Annotated in this window: 16 protein-coding genes and 1 pseudogene; 9 read left to right on the top strand and 8 right to left on the bottom strand. The window is 64.6% G+C overall.

Going from position 1 to position 18860, the window contains the following annotated elements; all coding sequences use genetic code 11:
- Positions 1–4: 4 nt before the first annotated feature.
- Together ACK6AU_RS20370 and ACK6AU_RS20365 are read left to right on the top strand one after the other, a co-directional pair.
- A pseudogene (locus ACK6AU_RS20370) lies at positions 5–529 on the top strand (GNAT family N-acetyltransferase); the annotation flags it as partial.
- 217 nt (positions 530–746) lie between these two features.
- Positions 747–1463, top strand: a complete 717-nt coding sequence (locus tag ACK6AU_RS20365) for an HPP family protein (protein WP_185699914.1) — start codon at positions 747–749, stop codon at positions 1461–1463.
- Positions 1464–1499: 36 nt separating this feature from the next.
- On the opposite strand, the gene ACK6AU_RS20360 is transcribed toward ACK6AU_RS20365, so the two are convergent.
- Complete coding sequence (locus ACK6AU_RS20360; RefSeq protein WP_185699915.1) at positions 1500–2363, bottom strand: LysR family transcriptional regulator; 864 nt, start codon at positions 2361–2363, stop codon at positions 1500–1502.
- Positions 2364–2752: 389 nt separating this feature from the next.
- On the opposite strand from ACK6AU_RS20360, the gene ACK6AU_RS20355 reads away from it, so the two are divergent.
- From ACK6AU_RS20355 to ACK6AU_RS20330, 6 genes are all read left to right on the top strand, one after another.
- Positions 2753–3103 (top strand): GtrA family protein, encoded by a 351-nt coding sequence (locus tag ACK6AU_RS20355; protein ID WP_185699916.1) that lies wholly within the window; start codon positions 2753–2755, stop codon positions 3101–3103.
- Positions 3090–4082 (top strand): glycosyltransferase family 2 protein, encoded by a 993-nt coding sequence (locus tag ACK6AU_RS20350; protein WP_185699917.1) that lies wholly within the window; start codon positions 3090–3092, stop codon positions 4080–4082. The genes ACK6AU_RS20355 and ACK6AU_RS20350 overlap by 14 nt, the downstream gene beginning before the upstream one ends.
- A complete protein-coding gene (locus ACK6AU_RS20345; RefSeq protein ID WP_409300997.1) occupies positions 4079–5530 on the top strand; it encodes an ArnT family glycosyltransferase in 1452 nt (483 codons plus the stop codon). Before ACK6AU_RS20350 ends, ACK6AU_RS20345 begins: the two co-directional genes overlap by 4 nt.
- Before the next feature lie 211 nt (positions 5531–5741).
- The gene (locus ACK6AU_RS20340; RefSeq protein ID WP_185699919.1) at positions 5742–6848 is read left to right on the top strand and encodes an enoyl-CoA hydratase/isomerase family protein; all 1107 of its coding nucleotides are present in this window, start codon (positions 5742–5744) and stop codon (positions 6846–6848) included.
- Positions 6849–6852: 4 nt separating this feature from the next.
- Positions 6853–8004: an acyl-CoA dehydrogenase family protein gene (locus ACK6AU_RS20335; RefSeq protein WP_185699920.1), complete on the top strand. Its 1152-nt coding sequence runs from the start codon at positions 6853–6855 to the stop codon at positions 8002–8004.
- A gap of 229 nt (positions 8005–8233) precedes the next feature.
- Positions 8234–8998: an SDR family oxidoreductase gene (locus ACK6AU_RS20330; protein WP_409300994.1), complete on the top strand. Its 765-nt coding sequence runs from the start codon at positions 8234–8236 to the stop codon at positions 8996–8998.
- A gap of 61 nt (positions 8999–9059) precedes the next feature.
- Here ACK6AU_RS20330 and ACK6AU_RS20325 read toward each other — a convergent pair whose 3' ends face one another.
- The 6 genes from ACK6AU_RS20325 to ACK6AU_RS20300 all read right to left on the bottom strand — a co-directional run bounded on the left by ACK6AU_RS20325 (position 9060) and on the right by ACK6AU_RS20300 (position 15917).
- A complete protein-coding gene (locus ACK6AU_RS20325; protein WP_185699922.1) occupies positions 9060–9833 on the bottom strand; it encodes an enoyl-CoA hydratase in 774 nt (257 codons plus the stop codon).
- A 20-nt stretch (positions 9834–9853) separates the two neighbouring features.
- Positions 9854–10981, bottom strand: coding sequence for an acyl-CoA dehydrogenase (locus ACK6AU_RS20320; protein ID WP_185699923.1), 1128 nt, complete (start codon positions 10979–10981; stop codon positions 9854–9856).
- A 12-nt stretch (positions 10982–10993) separates the two neighbouring features.
- The gene (locus tag ACK6AU_RS20315) at positions 10994–12184 is read right to left on the bottom strand and encodes an acetyl-CoA C-acyltransferase (protein ID WP_185699924.1); all 1191 of its coding nucleotides are present in this window, start codon (positions 12182–12184) and stop codon (positions 10994–10996) included.
- 12 nt (positions 12185–12196) lie between these two features.
- Entirely contained in the window at positions 12197–12958 is a 762-nt protein-coding gene (locus ACK6AU_RS20310; protein ID WP_185699925.1) for an SDR family NAD(P)-dependent oxidoreductase, read from the bottom strand.
- Positions 12959–12972: 14 nt separating this feature from the next.
- Positions 12973–14637 carry an AMP-binding protein gene (locus tag ACK6AU_RS20305; protein ID WP_409300991.1) on the bottom strand — a complete coding sequence of 555 codons (1665 nt, stop codon included), beginning with the start codon at positions 14635–14637 and terminating at the stop codon, positions 12973–12975.
- A 266-nt stretch (positions 14638–14903) separates the two neighbouring features.
- Positions 14904–15917: an AraC family transcriptional regulator gene (locus ACK6AU_RS20300; protein ID WP_409300989.1), complete on the bottom strand. Its 1014-nt coding sequence runs from the start codon at positions 15915–15917 to the stop codon at positions 14904–14906.
- A gap of 250 nt (positions 15918–16167) precedes the next feature.
- Here ACK6AU_RS20300 and ACK6AU_RS20295 point away from each other — a divergent pair, with 250 nt between their 5' ends.
- Positions 16168–17106 carry a carbohydrate kinase family protein gene (locus tag ACK6AU_RS20295; RefSeq protein ID WP_409301016.1) on the top strand — a complete coding sequence of 313 codons (939 nt, stop codon included), beginning with the start codon at positions 16168–16170 and terminating at the stop codon, positions 17104–17106.
- A gap of 152 nt (positions 17107–17258) precedes the next feature.
- Here the strand turns inward: ACK6AU_RS20295 and ACK6AU_RS20290 are convergent, their stop codons facing one another.
- Positions 17259–18560 (bottom strand): OprD family porin, encoded by a 1302-nt coding sequence (locus ACK6AU_RS20290; protein WP_409300987.1) that lies wholly within the window; start codon positions 18558–18560, stop codon positions 17259–17261.
- Between the last annotated feature and the right edge of the window lie 300 nt (positions 18561–18860).

The raw sequence follows: 18860 nt of genomic DNA, 5'->3' as shown, positions 1-18860 counted from the left end.
TACACTCGCGCCCATGACCATTGAAATCCGCCGGGCGCGAGTGCCCGATGCCCGCTTCCTCCCCGCCATCGAAACTTCCGCTGCCACGCTGTTTCGCCGCGATCCGCAACTCGCCTGGCTGGCCGACGCGCCAGTGGCGGATAGCGCTTGCCACGAGCAACGCATCCGCACCCAGGTGGTCTGGGTGGCCATCGCCGACAATGCTGGCCCGTGCGCTTTTCTCGCCGCCCAGGTCTTCGGCCCGCAGTTGCATGTATGGGAGGTCTCGGTAGCCAGCGACCACCAGGGCCGGGGTATCGGCAAGGCCCTGCTGCAGGCCGCGATCGAACATGCGCGCCAGCGAGGGCTCGAGGCCCTGACCCTGAGCACCTTCCGCGAGTTGCCGTGGAACGAACCCTTCTATCGGCGCCTGGGCTTCGTCACCCTGGAGACGGCCCGGCTGCCGGCGCGCCTGCGCCAGGTCCTGGCCGACGAGGCCGAGCACGGGCTGCCGGCGCAGCGGCGCTGCGCCATGCACCTGCTGCTCTAGCGAATGCAGCACCGGGTAGATTCATGCGCCTGGCAGATCAGGGCTTGAATGCAAAAAAACTGCACTTAAAGAGCATTATTATGAATTTGCCAGTCACCGTATCGATCGGCAAACTGCGCCCGTTCCTCCCCCAAATGTTGGAACGTTCAAGGGCTTTCTGGTGATCCAGGCAAGCCCTTCTTTTTGCCCGCCGTCTGTAAATGGATCGTTGTCATCGATGTTCGCCCGCTGGAAACCCGCTGCCATCAATACCCGTCCCCTGGAATGGAGCCGCGCCGCCCTCGGCATGGCCCTGGGAACCCTGTTCAGTGTCTGGTTCTGCGCCCAGGTATTCGGCATGCCCGTGGCCGTGCACCTGATCGGCCCCCTCGGTGCCTCGGCGGTGCTGCTGTTCGCAGTGTCCTCCGGGGCCCTGGCGCAACCCTGGTCGATCCTCGGTGGCTACCTGTGCGCCGCGGTAATGGCGCTGTTGGTGGCCCAGGTGCTGGGGCGTAGCCTGGGCAGCGCCTGCCTGGCCGCAGGCATGGCAGTGGTGCTGATGTGCTGGCTACGTTGCTTGCATCCGCCGGCTGGTGCGGTGGCCCTGACCCTGGTGCTGGCCGACCCGGACAGCATCGCCCTGGGCTGGCTGGAGCTGGGGCCGGTGATGCTGGCCGCCGCCAGCTTGCTGGCCAGCGCCCTGGCCTATAACAACCTGACCCGCACTCGCTACCCCAAGGGGCCGAGCGAGCCGCCGGCGGTCCTGGTTCCAGCCTCCGCCACCGACAGCCTGGCGATCACCGCCGCCGACCTGAAGCTGGCCCTGGAGGAAATGGAAGAGTTCTTCGACGTCACGCCCGAGGATCTCGAGCAACTGGTCCACGCCAGCGAGGCCCACGCTCGGCGCCGCAGCATCGGCCAGGTGCTGGCCTCGGCCTCCGAACCGCGCCCCTGAGGCCGCGCTTGTCGCTGTCGCGGTTCGCCCCTGGAGTCAGTTGATCGGCGACCAGCGCTGGGACCAGTCGGTGTCCTGGCCAATCACTTCGCGCAAGACCTCGAAGGCTCGCTGCAAGGGAGCCGAATCGCGCTCCCGGGCATAGAGCAGGTAGGTGGGGAAACTGAACTCCGGGGCCTTCTCCACTCGCTCCAGTACGCCGCTGTCCAGATAGCTCTGGACCACCCGGGTACGGAAATAGCCGCTGCCGCCGGAATCGAGGATGAACTGCAGCGCCAGGGGCCCAAGGTTGAAACCCACCGCGGCCTTTGCCTGTTCAGGCAGTGCGGCGTCGTGCTGGCGCCGGAAATCCTCGCCCCAGTCGATATACACATAGGGCTCCGGGCGTCCGGCCAGGCGTACCAGGATCAGCTTCTCCTCCAGCAGTTGCTCAACCTGCAGGCCTGGCGAGTACAGCGGCTGGAATACCAGCGCCGCATCCAGCACGCCCAACTCCAGTTGACGCTGCAAGCTCGCGCCATCGCCGATCTGGGTCCGCACCGCATGGTTGGGCAAGGCCTGGCGCAGGCGCCGTACCCAATGCAGCATCAACGGATTGCACAGGCTCAATTCGCCCCCCACATGCAGCACATTGCGATAACCGGCCAAGAGCGGCAGGTCGCGCTGGGCCGCTTCCCAGGTCTGCACCAGTTGGTTGGCGTAGGTGATGAAGGCTTCGCCGTCGGCCGTGGGACGGGCCCCGGCCCGGTTGCGCACCAGCAGCTTGCAGTTGAGCTGGCCTTCCAGGTTCTGTACCCGGGCACTGATGGCGGTCTGGGTCAGGTGCAGGCGCTCGGCGGCGGCGATCAGGCTGCCGCTGCGAACGATTTCCAGGAAGGTGCGGGCCAGCTCGATATCCATACTGCCTCGAGAGCGTCAAAGTCGAGCGCCATTGTAGCGACCCGTTTGCCGGGAACCAGTGGCAGCGTCCGGAGATTCACCCACGGCTGCGGCACTGGCGATACTGACCGCAAACTAACAGCCAGGATATCTTCATCAAAGCCAAGTAAATTTTTATTCCCGCAAAGCCGCAGGATGATTGACCCGGCAATATAAATTACAACTTCGACATGTTACTTCGTGAAATATTCAGCGCATATTGGCAAACGAATTTTTCACAAGACACCCACTGATTATCGACATGGATTTCCCAAAGATTAATCCACTGCCAGCCTTGGAACTTGCCAATGTCGCGATCAATAAATTCATCTTCCAGACGTCCATCAAAACAACTTCCACGTTACTTGCTGGTGGGCGCGATCGCCACCGCGGCTCATTACGTGGTGTTCCTGCTGCTACTCGGTCCCCTGCCGGCGCTGTTGGCCAGTTTGCTGGGCGCCAGCCTGGGAACCTGGCTCAGCTACCAGGGCAACAAGCGCTGGACCTTTGCCCGGGGCGATTGCCAGGCTCGTAGCGACCAGGCCTGGCGCTTCTGCGTCACGGCCGCCGTATACAACCTCGGCAATGCTTTGCTGATGCTGTGCCTGCTGGCCCTGGCACCGGACTGGCCGTTATCGATGCAACTAGTGAGTACCTTCTGCCTGACCTTGGGCAGCTACTGGATAAACCGGACCTGGACTTTTAAAAATGAAATTGCCTAGCCACGCGCAAGTAGACAATCACCCAGTCATCAGCGTCATTGTCTGCTGTTATAACGAAGCCCATGTATTGCCGGAGTTCCACCATCGCTTGACATTGGTATTGAGCGCCCTGCCGGTGGCCTATGAAATTCTCTATGTCAACGATGGCAGCCAGGATGGAAGTTATGAACTACTGGAACAGTTCTGCCGCGCGCCCCGGGTGCGCTGCTTGAACTTGAGCCGCAACTTTGGCAAGGAATCGGCAATGTCCGCCGGCATCGACCATGCGGCCGGGGATGCGGTGCTGTTCATCGATGCCGACCTGCAAGACCCGCCGGAACTGATCCCGGCCATGGTGCGCCATTGGCTGGCCGGCCACGACATCGTCAACATGCAGCGCAGCGACCGACGTAGCGATACCGCCGGCAAGCGCCTGAGCGCCCGGCTCTACTACAAGCTGATGAACCTGCTGGTGGACAAGTACCCGGTACCACCGGATGTCAGCGACTTCCGCCTGATCGGCCCCGCGCCATTGAACGCCCTGCGCCACATGCCCGAGCGGGCGACCTTGATGAAGGGCCTGGTCAACTGGCTGGGTTTCAAGACCGTGGAGATTCCCTATCGGAGGGCCCGGCGCAAGGCCGGCGAGTCGAAGTGGAGCCCCATGGCCCTGGTGGACCTGGCGATGGAGGGCGTCCTGGCCTTTTCCCGCAAGCCCCTGCGCTGGTTCAGCGTGCTCAGCCTGGCCACCCTGCTGTTGACCTGCTCCTACCTGTTGCACCAGTGGCTCGCCGACGCCTTCAGCATCGATCACCTGATCCTCGGTGCCATGGCCCTGGCACTGGTGGGCATCGCCATGGTCGGCGAATATATCGGCGCCGCATTGGTCGAGGTCAAGCGCCGACCGCTGTACTTCCTGCACAGCACCTTCGGCGGCTTCCCCCGACAATTGCCGGCACCTTCCACGACCCGGGCCGACGAACAAGAAGTGCTTCGATGAACAGACTTTCCACCCGCCACCTGTGGTGGCTGCTGTTGGGCATCCTCGGCCTGCGCCTGCTGACCCTGGGCCTGTATCCGTTGATGGACACCTCCGAAGCGCGCTATGCCGAGATGGCGCGCAAGATGCTGGAGCTCGATGATTGGGTGACCCCGATGTTCGACTACGGCGTGCCGTTCTGGGGCAAGCCGCCGTTAGCCTTCTGGAGCCAGGCCCTGGGCATGCAGTGGTTGGGCATCAACGAGCTGGCCGTGCGCCTGCCCGCCTGGCTGTTCCATATAGCCAGCTGTCTGTTGCTGATCCGCTTTGCCCGCGAAGAGTACGACGAGCGCATCGGTCTCTTGGCGGCCATCCTGTTCTCCAGCTCCGGCCTGGGGCTGCTGGCCGCTGGCGTGGTCTTGACCGACCCGGCCCTGAGCTTCTCGATCCTGCTGGCCAGCTACGGTTTCTGGCGCGGCGCGGTGCATGGCCGACGTGCCTGGGCCCTGGCCGGCTTCTTCGGCCTCGGCCTGGGGCTGTTGGCCAAGGGACCGCTGGTACTGGTGCTGGTGGGAGCCCAAGCCGGGCTCTGGACCCTGTTCAACCGGCAGTGGCGCGCCCTGCTGAACCTGCCCTGGTTAAGCGGCCTGGGGGTAATGCTGTTGGTGTCCGTTCCCTGGTACCTGTTGGCCGAATGGCGCACGCCCGGGTTTCTCGACTACTTCCTGGTGGGCGAGCACTGGAAACGCTATATGGTCAGCGACTGGCCTGGCGATCTGTACGGCAGCGCCCATGAACGCCCCTACGCCAGCATCTGGCTGGAACTGCTGATGGCACTGCTGCCCTGGAGCCTGTTGCTGCCGTTGCTGTACCGGGTCTATCGACCGTCCGCCTGCCTGGACCTGCGCCTGAGCTTCATCAGCTGGTGGGCCGTGGTCACCCCACTGTTCTTCACCTTCTCCAGCAATATCCTGTGGACCTACGTCCTCCCCGCCCTGCCCGCCTGGTGCCTGCTGCTGGCGCTGGCCCTGACCACGCCACGGCGGGCCGATGGCAAGACAGTCTCGCCAGGGTGGCTGGGATTGGCCTTGCTGCTGCCCCTGGGCCTGCTGTTCACCGTGACCCAGGGCGCGGCCCTGCAACGTGCACAGAACCAGCAAGCCATGGCCCAGGCCTGGAACGGCCTGCAAGCCAACGAGCCGGCGCCGCTATTCTACTGGGGCCGACGCTCGTACTCGGCGCAGTTCTACACCGCCGGGCAAGCCCGGCGGATCGAGCGCCTGGAGGAATTGCCGATCGACCAGGCCTTCTACCTGGTACGACGGCAGAAAGACCTTGCGCCAGTCAGCGGGCAACTGGCGACCCTGGGCTGCGAAGAACGCCTGCGGGCCAGCCAGAGCGTACTGTTCAAGTGCCCGGCGCGGGCCCCTGGGCCGCGTGGCGCTGGCGTGCCGGCACCGCCAGGCTGACCGCCCGCGCCGAAACCCCGGTGCTGCGGGCCAAGGCTGCACGGCCCTGCCCAGGGCCATTACCAGGTGTTCGCGGGGCTTGTCCGACCCTGCAAAAATGCATAGCCAACCTGCAGCATTCCGGGTTGTACAAGGCAAATTTGCACTGATACGATCCGCCGATGCTCGTCCGCGAGCCTCATATAAAGACAATAAAAGCAGGGAGTTAGTGATGACTGCTCAGGTTTCATCCCATACGGCCCGGGAACTCGATGCACCTCAGGACGAGGTGCAGGTCGAGGTGCGCAACCACATCGGCCACCTGACCCTCAATCGCCCCGCCGGTCTCAACGCCATCACCCTGTCCATGGTGCGTACCTTGCAACGGCAACTGGACGCCTGGGCCCAGGATCCGCAAATCCATGCAGTGGTGCTGCGCGGCGCCGGTGACAAAGCCTTTTGCGCCGGCGGCGATATCCGCTCGCTGTACGACAGCTACAAAAGCGGCGGCACCCTGCACGAAGCGTTCTTCGTCGAGGAGTACGCCCTGGACCTGGCGATCCATCATTACCGCAAGCCGGTGCTGGCTCTGATGGACGGTTTTGTCCTCGGCGGCGGCATGGGCCTGGTGCAGGGTGCGGATCTGCGGGTGGTGACCGAACGCAGCCGCCTGGCGATGCCGGAAGTGGCCATCGGTTATTTCCCGGACGTCGGCGGCAGTTATTTCCTATCACGCATCCCCGGCGAGCTGGGCACCTACCTGGGGGTCAGCGGCGTACAGATCCGCGCGGCCGACGCCCTGTACTGCGGCCTGGCCGACTGGCACCTGGAAAGCGACAAGCTGGCACTGCTCGACCAGCGCCTGGACCGCCTGCAGTGGAGCCATGCACCGCTCAAGGACCTGCAGGGGCTGCTGGCCAAGCTCGGCGTCCAGACCCTGCCCGACGCGCCACTGGCCAGCCTGCGCCCGGCCATCGACCATTTCTTCGCCCTGCCCGACGTGCCTGCCATCGTCGAGCAACTGCGCAGCGTGAGCGTGGCCGATAGCCACGAGTGGGCACTGGCCACCGCCGACCTGCTCGAGACCCGCTCGCCACTGGCCATGGCCGTGACCCTGGAAATGCTGCGCCAGGGCCGGCACCTGGCCCTGGAACAATGCTTCGCCCTGGAGCTGCACCTGGACCGCCAGTGGTTCGAGCGTGGCGACCTGATGGAGGGCGTACGCGCCCTGATCATCGACAAAGACAAGACCCCCCGCTGGAATCCGCCGACCCTGGCGGCCCTCGAGGCCGACCGGGTAGCGAGCTTCTTCAGCGGTTTCGACGGCAGCGGGAGCTGAACTCATGCACGACATCGAATTGACCGAAGAACAAGTGATGATCCGCGACATGGCCCGGGATTTCGCTCGCGGCGAGATCGCGCCCCATGCCCAGGCCTGGGAAAAGGCCGGCTGGATCGACGACGCCCTGGTCCGCAAGATGGGCGAACTGGGCCTGCTGGGCATGGTGGTTCCCGAACAATGGGGCGGCAGCTACCTGGACTACGTGGCCTATGCCCTGGCCGTGGAAGAGATCGCCGCTGGCGACGGCGCCACCGGCGCGCTGATGAGCATCCACAACTCGGTGGGTTGCGGGCCGATCCTCAACTACGGCAGCGAAGAGCAGAAACAGGCTTGGCTGCCGCGCCTGGCCAGTGGCCAGGCCATCGGCTGCTTCTGCCTGACCGAACCCCAGGCCGGCTCCGAGGCCCACAACCTCAAGACCCGCGCCGAACTGCGCGACGGCCAGTGGGTGATCAACGGCGCCAAGCAATTCGTCAGCAACGGCAAGCGCGCGCAACTGGCCATCGTCTTCGCCGTCACCGATCCGGAGCTGGGCAAGAAAGGCCTGTCGGCATTCTTGGTCCCCACCGACACCCCGGGTTTCATCGTCGACCGCACCGAGCACAAGATGGGCATCCGCGCCTCCGACACCTGCGCAGTGACGCTCAACCAATGCCGCGTGCCGGCCGCCAACCTGCTGGGCGAACGCGGCAAGGGCCTGGCCATCGCCCTGTCCAACCTCGAAGGCGGGCGCATCGGTATCGCCGCCCAGGCCCTGGGGATCGCCCGGGCCGCCTTCGAAGCGTCCCTGGCCTATGCCCGCGACCGGGTGCAGTTCGGCAAGCCGATCATCGAGCACCAGAGCATCGCCAACCTGCTGGCGGACATGCACACCCGGATCAACGCCGCCCGCCTGCTGATCCTGCATGCCGCCCGCCTGCGCAGCGCCGGCCAGCCCTGCCTGTCCGAAGCCTCCCAGGCCAAGCTGTTCGCCTCGGAGATGGCCGAGAAGGTCTGCTCCTCGGCCATGCAGATCCACGGCGGCTATGGTTACCTGGAGGACTACCCGGTGGAGCGCTACTACCGCGACGCACGGATCACCCAGATCTACGAAGGCTCCAGCGAGATCCAGCGCCTGCTGATCGCCCGCGAGCTGAAGCATTACCAGCTGTAGGCAGGAGCGCCGCAAAGCAGAAATCGCAGCCTTGGCTGCGATTTTTTTTGCTCGCCTGGCCGCCCTCCTCGCCAGCCGCGATCCGCAGCGCGAGGCCCCATAAGCCCTGTCGTGCACTGTCAGGCAGCCGGCCCTGGCGCGGTCACAAACATTCAACGCAAGATCCGGAGTTCAGCGCCGTTCGGAGCGGCCTATGGTTGGCTCAACGCTCACGCACAGGAGGTCAATCATGAAACAACTGCAAGACAAAGTCGCGATTGTCACGGGAGCCACCTCGGGCATCGGCCAGGCCGCCGCCCGGCTGTTCGCCCAAGAGGGCGCGCGCCTGATAGTGACCGGCCGTCGGGGTGAAGCACTGGATGCGCTGGTCGCCCAGATCCAGCAGGACGGTGGCGAGGTACTCGGGGTTGCAGGTGATATTCGCAGCGAGGCATTGGCCGAGCGTCTGGTGACGCTGGCGGTGGAGCATTTCGGGGGCTTGGATATCGCATTCAATAACGCCGGGATCACCGGTGAAACCCGGCCCGTCTCCGAGCTGAGCCTGGGCCAGTGGCAGGCCGTGCTCGACTCCAACCTGACCAGTGCCTTTCTGGGGGCCAAGTACCAGTTGCCTGCTCTGCGCAGCCGGGGCGCAGGGTCCATCATTTTCACGTCCAGCTTTGTCGGGCACCGCGTCGGTTTTCCCGGTATGGCGGCGTATGCCGCGAGCAAGGCCGCGCTGATCGGATTGACCCAGGTCATCGCGGCTGAAGAGGGTCCCCATGGCATTCGCGCCAACGCGCTATTGCCCGGAGGCACCGACACGCCCATGGGCCGGGCAGCAACCGATACGCCTGAGCAACGCGCCTTTGTCGAAAGCCTGCATGCCCTCAAGCGCCTGGCCCGTCCCGAGGAAATTGCCCGTGCGGCGCTGTTCCTCGCATCGGACGCCGCCAGTTTCGTCAGCGGGACGGCGATGCTGGTCGACGGCGGAGTCTCCATCAACCGCAGCTAACCGCTGCGGTTGATGGTGCGGGACGCGGGACAGACACCGCGTCCTGCCAGGGGCGGTGCGGTTATTGATCCTTGAACTGCGGCTCGCGCTTGGCGATGAAGGCTGCCATGCCTTCCTTCTGGTCCTGGGTGGCGAAGGCTGCATGGAACACCCGGCGCTCGAAGCGTACGCCTTCGGACAGGCTGACCTCGAAGGCACGGTTCACGCTTTCCTTGATCATCATGCTCACCGGTACCGACTTGCCGGCGATCAGCGCGGCGACTTTCAGCGCTTCGTCCACCAGTTCGTCGGCCGGCACGATGCGCGCGACGATGCCGCAACGCTCGGCTTCCACGGCATCGATGAAACGCCCGGTCAGGCACAATTCCATGGCCTTGGCCTTGCCCACCGCGCGGGTCAGGCGCTGGGTACCGCCCATGCCCGGCAGCACGCCGAGGTTGATTTCCGGCTGGCCGAACTTGGCGTTGTCGCCGGCCAGGATGAAGTCGCACATCAGCGCCAGTTCGCAACCGCCACCCAAGGCAAAGCCATTGACCGCGGCGATGATCGGCTTGCGCCGGTTGGCCACCCGATCGCTGTCGCTGAACAGGTCGTCGAGGTAGATCCGCGGATAGGTCAGTTCGGCCATTTCCTTGATGTCGGCGCCGGCGGCGAAGGCTTTCTTCGAGCCGGTGATGACGATGCAGCCGATTTGCGGGTCGGCTTCCAGGCGATCCAGGGCCTGGTTGATCTCGCCGACGATCTGCGCGTTGAGCGCGTTCAAGGCTTGCGGACGGTTGAGGGTGATCAGGCCGACCCGGTCCTTGATATCCAACAGAATGGTTTCGTAGCTCATGAATCAGCTCCTGCTAAAAGTCAGAGATTGCGCGAAATGACCATGCGCTGAATGTCGCTGGTGCCTTCATAGATCTGGCAGATCCGTACGTCACGGTAGATCCGCTCCAGCGGGAAGTCGCTCAAATAGCCATAGCCGCCCAGGGTTTGCAAGGCCGCGGAACAGACCTTCTCGGCCATCTCCGAGGCGAACAGCTTGGCCATCGAGGCCTCCACCAGGGCCGGCTTGCCGCTGTCGCGCAGCGCGGCGGCGTAATGCACCATCTGCCGCGCCACGGCAATCTGGGTGGCCATGTCCGCCAGGCGGAAAGCCACGGCCTGGTGCTCGATGATCGGCTGGCCGAAGGTCTCGCGCTCGCGGGCGTAGTCGCGCGCCGCTTCGAACGCGGCGCGGGCCATGCCCACCGACTGCGAAGCGATGCCGACCCGGCCGCCTTCGAGGTTGGCCAGGGCGATCTTGTAGCCCTCGCCCTCCGCCCCCAGGCGGTTGGCCACCGGCACCTTCACGTCCTCGAAGAGGATCTGGCAGGTGTCGGAAGCGTGCTGGCCGAGCTTGTCCTCGATCCGCGCGACCTTGTAGCCCGGCGCGTCGGTGGGCACGATGAACGCGCTGATACCACGCTTGCCCGCCGCCGGATCGGTGACCGCGAAGACGATCACCACCCCGGCGTTCTGCCCCGAGGTGATGAACTGCTTGCAGCCGTTGAGCACATAGTGGTCGCCGTCGCGGCGGGCCCGGGTCTTCAGGCTGCTGGCATCGGAGCCGGCCTGGGGTTCGGTCAGGGCGAAGGCCCCGAGCATGCTGCCGCTGGCCAGGGGCTTGAGGAAGCGCTCCTTCTGCTCATCATTGCCGAACTTGAGGATCGGCACGCAACCCACCGAGTTGTGCACGCTCATGATGGTGGAACAGGCGCCATCGCCGGCGGCGACTTCCTCCAGGGCCATGGCATAGGCCAGGTAACCGGTGTCGCAACCGCCCCACTGCTCGGGCACCAGCATGCCGAAGAAGCCCATTTCGGCCATCTCGGCGATGGCTTCCCTGGGAAAGCGATGTTCGCGGTCCCAGTCGGCGGCAAAAGGCTTGAGACGCTCCTGGGCGAATTGCCGGGCCGCATCGCTGATCTGTTGTTGTTCGTCATTGGGCAACATGGCGGGTCCTCGTTACAGGCATTCGATGGCCATGGCCGTGGCTTCGCCACCGCCGATGCAGATCGCGGCCACGCCACGCTTGAGGCCCTTCTGGCGCAGGGCCGAGAGCAGGGTCACCAGGATCCGCGCGCCGGAGGCGCCGATCGGATGGCCCAGGGCGCAAGCGCCGCCGTGCACGTTGACCTTGTCATGGGGAATTTCCAGCTTGCTCATGGTCACCAGGCTGACCACGGCGAAAGCCTCGTTGATCTCGAACAGGTCCACTTGGTCCAGGGACCAGCCGGTCTTCTTCATCAGGCGCTCGATGGCGCCGACCGGAGCCACCGGGAACAGGCCCGGGGTGTCGGCGAAAGCCGCGTGCCCATGGATCACCGCCAGTGGCTTGAGCCCGCGCTTGGCGGCTTCGGAGCGGCGCATCAGCAGCAGCGCCGCGGCACCGTCGGAAATCGAGCTGGAGTTGGCGGCCGTCACGCTGCCACCTTCGCGGAACGCCGGCTTGAGGCTGGCGATCTTGTCCAGCTTGGCCTTGGGCGGCTGCTCGTCATCGCTGATCAGCCGGGACTCCTTGCCGATGGTCACTTGCAGGGGAACGATCTCGTCCTTGAACAGGCCATCCTTGATCGCTTGTTGGGCACGGGTCAGCGACGCCACGGCGAACTCGTCCTGGGCCTGGCGGGTGAAGCCGTTGGCCTCGGCACAGTCCTCGGCGAAGGTGCCCATCAGCCGGCCCTTGTCATAGGCGTCTTCCAGGCCATCGAGGAACATGTGGTCCAGCACCTTGCCATGGCCCATGCGGTAGCCGGCGCGAGCGCGATCCAGCAGGTAAGGGGCGTTGGACATGCTCTCCATGCCACCGGCGATCACCACCTCGGCACTGCCGGCCAGCAGCATGTCGTGGGCCAGGATGGTGGCTTCCATGCCCGAACCGCACATCTTGTTCAAGGTGGTGCAACGGGTGCCTTTGTCCAGGCCGGCCCCCAGGGCCGCCTGGCGCGCCGGAGCCTGGCCGAGACCGGCGGACAGCACGCAGCCGAACAGCACTTCTTCCACGCTGTCGGCGGCGATCCCGGCCCGCTGCACGGCGGCGCGGATGGCCTCGGCACCCAGTTGCGGCGCGCTGAGGCCTTTCAATTCGCCCTGGAAGCCCCCCATGGGGGTGCGTACGGCGCTGACGATGACGATCGGATCTTGGGCAATGGACATGATGAATCCTCCTTACTTGGCGGCCATGCGCAAGGCGCCGTCGAGACGGATCACCTCGCCGTTGAGCATGCTGTTTTCAATGATATGCCGTACCAGCGCGGCGTACTCGGCGGGTTTGCCCAGGCGCGGCGGGAACGGCACGCCGGCGGCCAGGCCAGCGCGGACTTCGTCGCTCATGCCCGCCATCATCGGCGTCTCGAAGATACCTGGGGCAATGGTCATCACCCGGATGCCGAAACGCGCCAGCTCGCGGGCCGCCGGCAGGGTCAGGCTGGCCACGGCGCCCTTGGAAGCCGCATAGGCGGCCTGGCCGATCTGTCCGTCGAAGGCGGCGACGGAGGCGGTATTGATGATCACCCCGCGCTCGCCTTCGGCATCGGCCTGGCCTTCGGCGATGGCCGCGGCCGCCAGGCGCATGAGGTTGAAACTGCCGATCAGGTTGACGTTGATCACCTGGGCGAAGCTCGCCAGGGCATGGGGACCGTTCTTGCCGAGGATCTTCTCGCCGCGCACGATGCCGGCACAGCTGACCAGGCCATTGAGCCCGCCAAAGGCCTGGACCGTCGCCTGGACCGCCGCTTCGGCTGCTGCTTCCTGGCTGATGTCGGCGACCACGCTCTGGCATCCCAGCTGCTGCGCCTTGGCCGCCACGGCCTCGGCATTGAGGTCCACCAGCATCACCCTGGCGCCGGCGGCCACCAGCATTTCAGCGCTGGCCGCACCGAGGCCCGAGGCCCCACCGCTGACGAGAAAAACCTTGTTCTGAATCTGCATCGTTCACACCCTGTTCACGCGTTGACTGTTGCCGCCGCGGCCTCTTGAGCCTTGGCGATTTCCTGGTTGCGCAAGATAAAGCGCTGCAATTTGCCGCTGGGGGTCTTGGGCAATTCGCTGACGAACTCGATTTCCCTCGGATAGGAGTGGGCCGCCAGGCGCTTGCGCACATGCTGGCGCAGCTCCTCGGCCAACTCCGGGGTGGCGCGGTAACGCTCGCCCAGCACCACAAAGGCCTTGATCACCTCGGTACGCTCCCGGTCGGGCTTGCCCACCACTGCCGCCTCCACCAACGCCGGATGCTCCACCAGGGCGCTTTCCACATCGAACGGACCGACCCGGTAGCCGGAGGTGGTAATGACATCGTCGCTGCGCCCGACGAAGCTGATGCTGCCGTTCGGATTCAGCTCGACGGTATCGCCGCTCAGGTAGTAATCGCCGACAAAAGCCTTGGTCGGTGCCCCGGTGTAACCGGCGAACCAGCACATCGGCGACTGCCGGCGGTCAATGGCGAGGATCCCCGGCTGGCCGACCCCCAGCTCGCGGTATTCTTCGTCGAGCACCACGATGCGATGACCCGGCGAGGCGAAACCGGCCGACCCCACATGCACCGGATGCTCCAGGGCATGGTGGTTGCACAGCACCATGCCCAGTTCGGTCTGGCCGTAGTGATCGTGGATCACCACCTCAAGGTGCTCGGCGAACCAGCGGATCACTTCCGGGTTCAGCGGTTCGCCGGCACTGCTGACAATGCGCAAGCGGCCCTTGATCGAACGGGCGAACTGATCACCACCGGCGATCAGCAGTCGGTAGGCGGTGGGGGATCCGGTGAGGTTGGTGATGCCGTACTTGTTGATCACCCGGCAGGTACTTTCGAGGGTGAAGGGGCCGTCGTAGAAGGTGATCGGATGACCCAGGCCCAGCGGGCCGGTGATACCGAAGTAGATGCCATAGGCCCAGCCTGGGTCGGCGACGTTCCAGAACGCATCCTCGGGTCGCAGGTCCACCGCATCGCGGGTATAGCTCTGGAACGCGACCATGGCCTTGAGCGGCACTTGCAGCGCCTTGGACGGGCCGGTGGTGCCCGAGGTGAACATCAGCAGGAAGGGATCTTCGCCACTGAGCAGCACAGGCTCGCAACGGGCCGGATGCTGTTCCAGTTCGGCCCAGAAACTGAAGTCGCCACGCACGATCCCCTGCCCCTTGGCGCCAGCCACGGTGACTAGGGTCGGGCAGTTGGCGATCTCGCTGAGCTTGGGCCGGTTGACCGCGTCAGTCACCACCACCTTGGCCTCGGAGCTGCTGAGCCGATGCTCGATGGCCTTGGGGCCGAAGGCGGTGAACAGCGGCTGGTACACCGCGCCAATGCGCCAGGTGGCCAGGATCGTGATCAAGAGCTCGACATTGCGCGGCAAGAGGCCGGCGACCTTGTCGCCCTTGCCCACGCCCTGGGCCCGCAGGAAGTTGGCCAGGCGCCCGGCCTTGTCCTGCAGATCGGTGAAGGTATAGCTGGCGCTGCTGCCGTCCTTGCCCTCCCAGAACAACGCGATGCGACCGGGCAATGCATGCCGGTCACAACACTCGACGCAGGCATTGAGCGCCTGCAGCGACCCGGCCAGGGTGGCATCGACGGTGTGCTGGTAGTTGAAGTTTGCGGTGGCGGACAGGTAATCGCGCATTGCCAGAAGCCCTCGTTGTTCTTGTAGCAGGCCGTTGAAAAACGTCGACGAGGCAGCCAGCGCCCAGCAAAAGCAGGCGAAAAAGCGCAGTTTACGCGTGGTAAATGAGCATTTTGAGCCTGTTTTTAACGCAGCGATGGCAACGCAGGCAGTTTTTCAACGGCCTGATAGGGGGAACCTCATCAGAATCAACGAAATACTGGCGCCAGGGCCCTGGCCGGACAATGGTCAAAGCTGTCAAGTTGCGTGACCGGTTTGGCCAAGGATCAGGCCGGCACGCTGAGGATCAGGCTGCGATAGTGCCCGGGATTGGAACCGGACCACTTGCGAAACGCCTTGTAGAACGAACTGGTATCGGCGAACCCCAGGCGCTCGGCGATCTCGACGAAGCTGATCTGCGGCTCGGCCAGCCAGACGATGGCCAGCTCCTTGCGCACCCCATCCTTGAGGGCCTGGTAGCTCTGCCCCTCCTCGGCCAGGCGCCGGCGCAGGGTCGAAGCGGAAATGCACAGGCTCTGGGCCAGGCTCTCGGCTTCAGGCCACTGCTCACCCGGCAACTGCCGCAGCTGTTGCTTGATACGACTGGCCAGGCTCTGCGGATCGCGGTACTTGACCAGGATATTGGCCGGGGCATGGCCGAGGAAGCGCTTGAGCTCCTCGTCGCTGCGCTTGATCGGCAAGTCCAGGCAATCGGCGGCGATGATCATCCGCGTGCGCGGCCGATCGAAGCGCAGGTTGTCAGAGAACATCACCCGATAGTCGTCGCAGAAATCCGGCTGCGGGCAGCGCAGCTCGATGGCCAGGATCGGAATCCGCCGCCCGGCCAGCCAGCAGGCCACGCCATGGACGATCATCCAGTAGGTGAAATAGGTGAAGGCCCGGCGCGGGGGCTCCTCCTCCAGCAACACGATCTCCGCCAGGCTCTGTTGGCGCACCAGTTGCGCCGGCAGGTGTTCAAGCATCAGCGACAGGAACCCCAGCACCGAATCCAGGCCCTGGGCCAGGGTCGGCTGGGCCATGGCCGAACGACAGAGGAATGCCAGGCTGCCGGACTTGAGCTTGCGCGGGTCCATGCCGAAGAACTCATCGTCCAGCCTCCTGGCCAGCAAGCGCCAGAGCCGCGCATAGGCGCTGGCCGGCACCCGGCCGGTGCCCTGCTGCACGTCGGCCGGATCGATGCCGACCTTGTGCAGTATTTCATCGGTGGCGGCGCCCGGAGCGCAACTTTGCAACAGCGCTTCGCGCACCAGCTGCAGGGAGATGGTGTCTTTTTCCGACATCGTGAACAGAGATTTCCAACACAAGGGACCAGGACGGCCATCTTAGGCAGTGAAACGCAAAAAGCCAGTGGACCTTGGGCTATAAGCCCATGCTGGCTGCCAATGGTTAAGCCGCAGATCATGAAGGATCGAAAACCCCAGGCTGCTCGCCCTATCATGCACCACCCGCCGCCTGGCGCCCGGGCGGCCCGCCAAACGCTGCGCAAGTCCATGGACAGCAATTGGCAATCCCCTTACAGAGCGAATGACTATGTATCTAGTGTGTGGTGAAGCGCTGTTCGACTTGTTCAGCGCGGACGAGGCCGGAGCTCCGGCCAACAAGGTCGCATTCCAGGCGATCGCCGGTGGCTCGCCATTCAACGTGGCGGTGGGCCTGCGCCGCCTGGGCATCGACGCGGCGCTGCTGGCCGGCCTCTCCCGGGACTACCTGGGCCAACGCCTGCGACAGGTGCTGGACAACGAAGGCGTGGACACTGGCTACCTGCAGGAGTTCGAGGCCCCCACTACCCTGGCCATGGTGGCCGTGGGCGCCGACGGCTCTCCCCACTACAGCTTTCGCGGTGAAGGGTGTGCCGATCGCCAGCTTCTGGTCGCACATTTGCCGGAGCTGGGCGAACAGGTGCGCGGGTTGCACATCGGCTCCTATTGCCTGGTGGTACAGCCGATTGCCGACACCTTGTTGGCACTGGCAAGGCGCGAGCGGGGCCGGCGCCTGATCAGCCTCGACCCCAATGTGCGGCTCGGCCCGCAACCGGACATCCAGCTATGGCGCCAGCGCATCGATGAACTGGCCGCACAGGCCGACCTGATCAAGGTCAGCGACGAAGACCTCGAGCAGCTGTACCCCGGGCAGGCGCCCGAAGTGCTGATCCGTGGTTGGCTGCAAGGCAGCGCCAAGCTGGTGTTCCTGACCCGTGGCAGCCAGGGCGCGACGGTCTTCAGCCAACAGCATGGCCACTGGTCGGTCGCGACGCCCAAGGTCCAGGTGGCCGATACCGTGGGCGCCGGCGATACCTTCCAGGCAGCGTTGATCGCCTGGCTGACCGAGCAAGGGCTGGACTCGCCCCAGGGTCTTGCGCAGCTGGAGCGCGAGCAGATCGACGCCCTGCTGCGCTTCGCCGTCAACGCCGCGGCCCTGACCTGCACCCGTACCGGGCCGGACTTGCCGTACCGGCACCAGTTGGACTGAACCGCTCCCTGAAGCTGCTGCCACGGGCTGCCTGGCAGATGCTGCTCCTGCCCGCAGTAGATCGAGGCAAGGCCCTGCCGGCCTTCGCGCAGCCTCGCCACGGGCTCGACAGCGGCTACAAGGCGCGGGCTCCCGGGGCCCGCGGCAGAGGATCAGAAGATCGAGAAGTTATAGCTGACGATCAGGCGGGTTTCGTCCATGTCGCGGGCGATCTTCTGGTAGTTGCTGCGATAAGTGGCGTTGCGCAGGCGCAGGCTGACGTCCTTGAAGGTGCCGCTTTGCACCACGTACTTGAGCTCGCTGTCGCGTTCCCATTCACGGCCTTCGCGCAGGCTGCCCGGGACCTTGATGTTGTCGCCGCTGACATAGCGGGTCAGGAAGCTCAGGCCATTGATGCCCACCGCCTTGAAGTCGTAGTCGTAGCGCAGTTGCCAGGAGCGCTCCTGGATCGCGGCGAAGTCGTTGACCTGGACGTAGTTCACCAGGTACGGGTTGCTGCCATCCAGGTACGGCATCGAGTTATCGCCATACATGCGCTGCCAGCCGGCGCTGAACACATGCCCGCCCAGGCCGTAGCCGAGCATGGTGCTCAGGGCCCGATGGTCGATGCTGCCGGCACGGGCGCTGCCGCTGTCGTCACTCTTGATCAGGCGCAGGTCACCCTTGAGCACCCCGGGCCCCAGGGGCTGGTTGGCCACCAGGCCGATGAAGTGCTGGCGATAGATATCCTCGAGCTCGGCGTAATGGTACTGGCCGCTGAGGCGGTCGCTGAACTTGTAGTCCAGGCCGTAGGTGTCGAAGTGATCGGCCGTGGTGTTGCAGGCATAGCGCTTGTTCTTGCAATGCACGCGAATGTCCTGGGAATCGGTGGAATCCCGGGCGGTGTAGCGGTTCAGGCGGGCTGCGGTGAAGGTCAGGTCCCTGACCTCCCTGGAGGTCAATACCGCGCCATTGAACAGGGTGGGCAGCAGGCGCCCGTCGTTGTACTTGAGCAGCGGCAGGTCCGGCAATTGCGCGCCGTATTTGAACACGGTCTGGGACATGCGCACCTTGGCGGTCAGGCCAAGCTTGGCGTACTGGTCGGCCGAGCCCCGAGGGTCATGCCCGCTGGATGGCAGCAGGCCGCTATTGCTGCGACCCGGGCTGGAGTCGAGCTTGATCCCGAGCATGCCCAGGGCATCCAGGCCAAAGCCCACGGTACCTTCGGTGTAGCCCGATTGCAGGTTGAGAATGAAGCCCTGGGCCGACTCCTCGCGCTTGGATGCGCCCTGCGCGGTCTTGGTGTGGCCATCACGGAAGTCCCGGTTGAAGTAGACCGTGCGCGACTCGAGCTTGGCGCTACTGTCCTCGAGAAAACCGGCGGCGTGCGCCTGCAGGGTAAAACCCGAGCACAGGACGGCAGCTCCGAGGCCCAGGAGCGGGCACGGATTGAGTAGAGGGAAAGGGGGACGCATGAACAGGCTCCAGCAAAAAATCGGTGACGCGAGGTAAAGAAAGACCCAGGGAAAATCCATTCAGCGAATTAAGCCATGCTGACTGAATTGATTGAATCAATGAGAACCCGCAATGATGGCAGATCGCCCAACCATGCCCTACCCGACTTTAGTCTGACTACCCAGTCTGCCTCCGCCCATTCGCCTGCCCCATGGCGACGCTCCTGGGGTCATTCATTTTCAGAAAACTGATCATTTTCGACATTTTTTACCAGGCAACAGCAGCGCCAAAAAAGCTGTCCAAACGCCCAATAATCGCTC

Source organism: Pseudomonas sp. KCJK8993, from assembly GCF_046230915.1.
Lineage (GTDB): Bacteria > Pseudomonadota > Gammaproteobacteria > Pseudomonadales > Pseudomonadaceae > Aquipseudomonas > Aquipseudomonas piscis.
The sequence above is the reverse complement of the archived record's forward strand: the minus strand, read 5'-3'. Positions and strand labels throughout refer to the sequence as shown.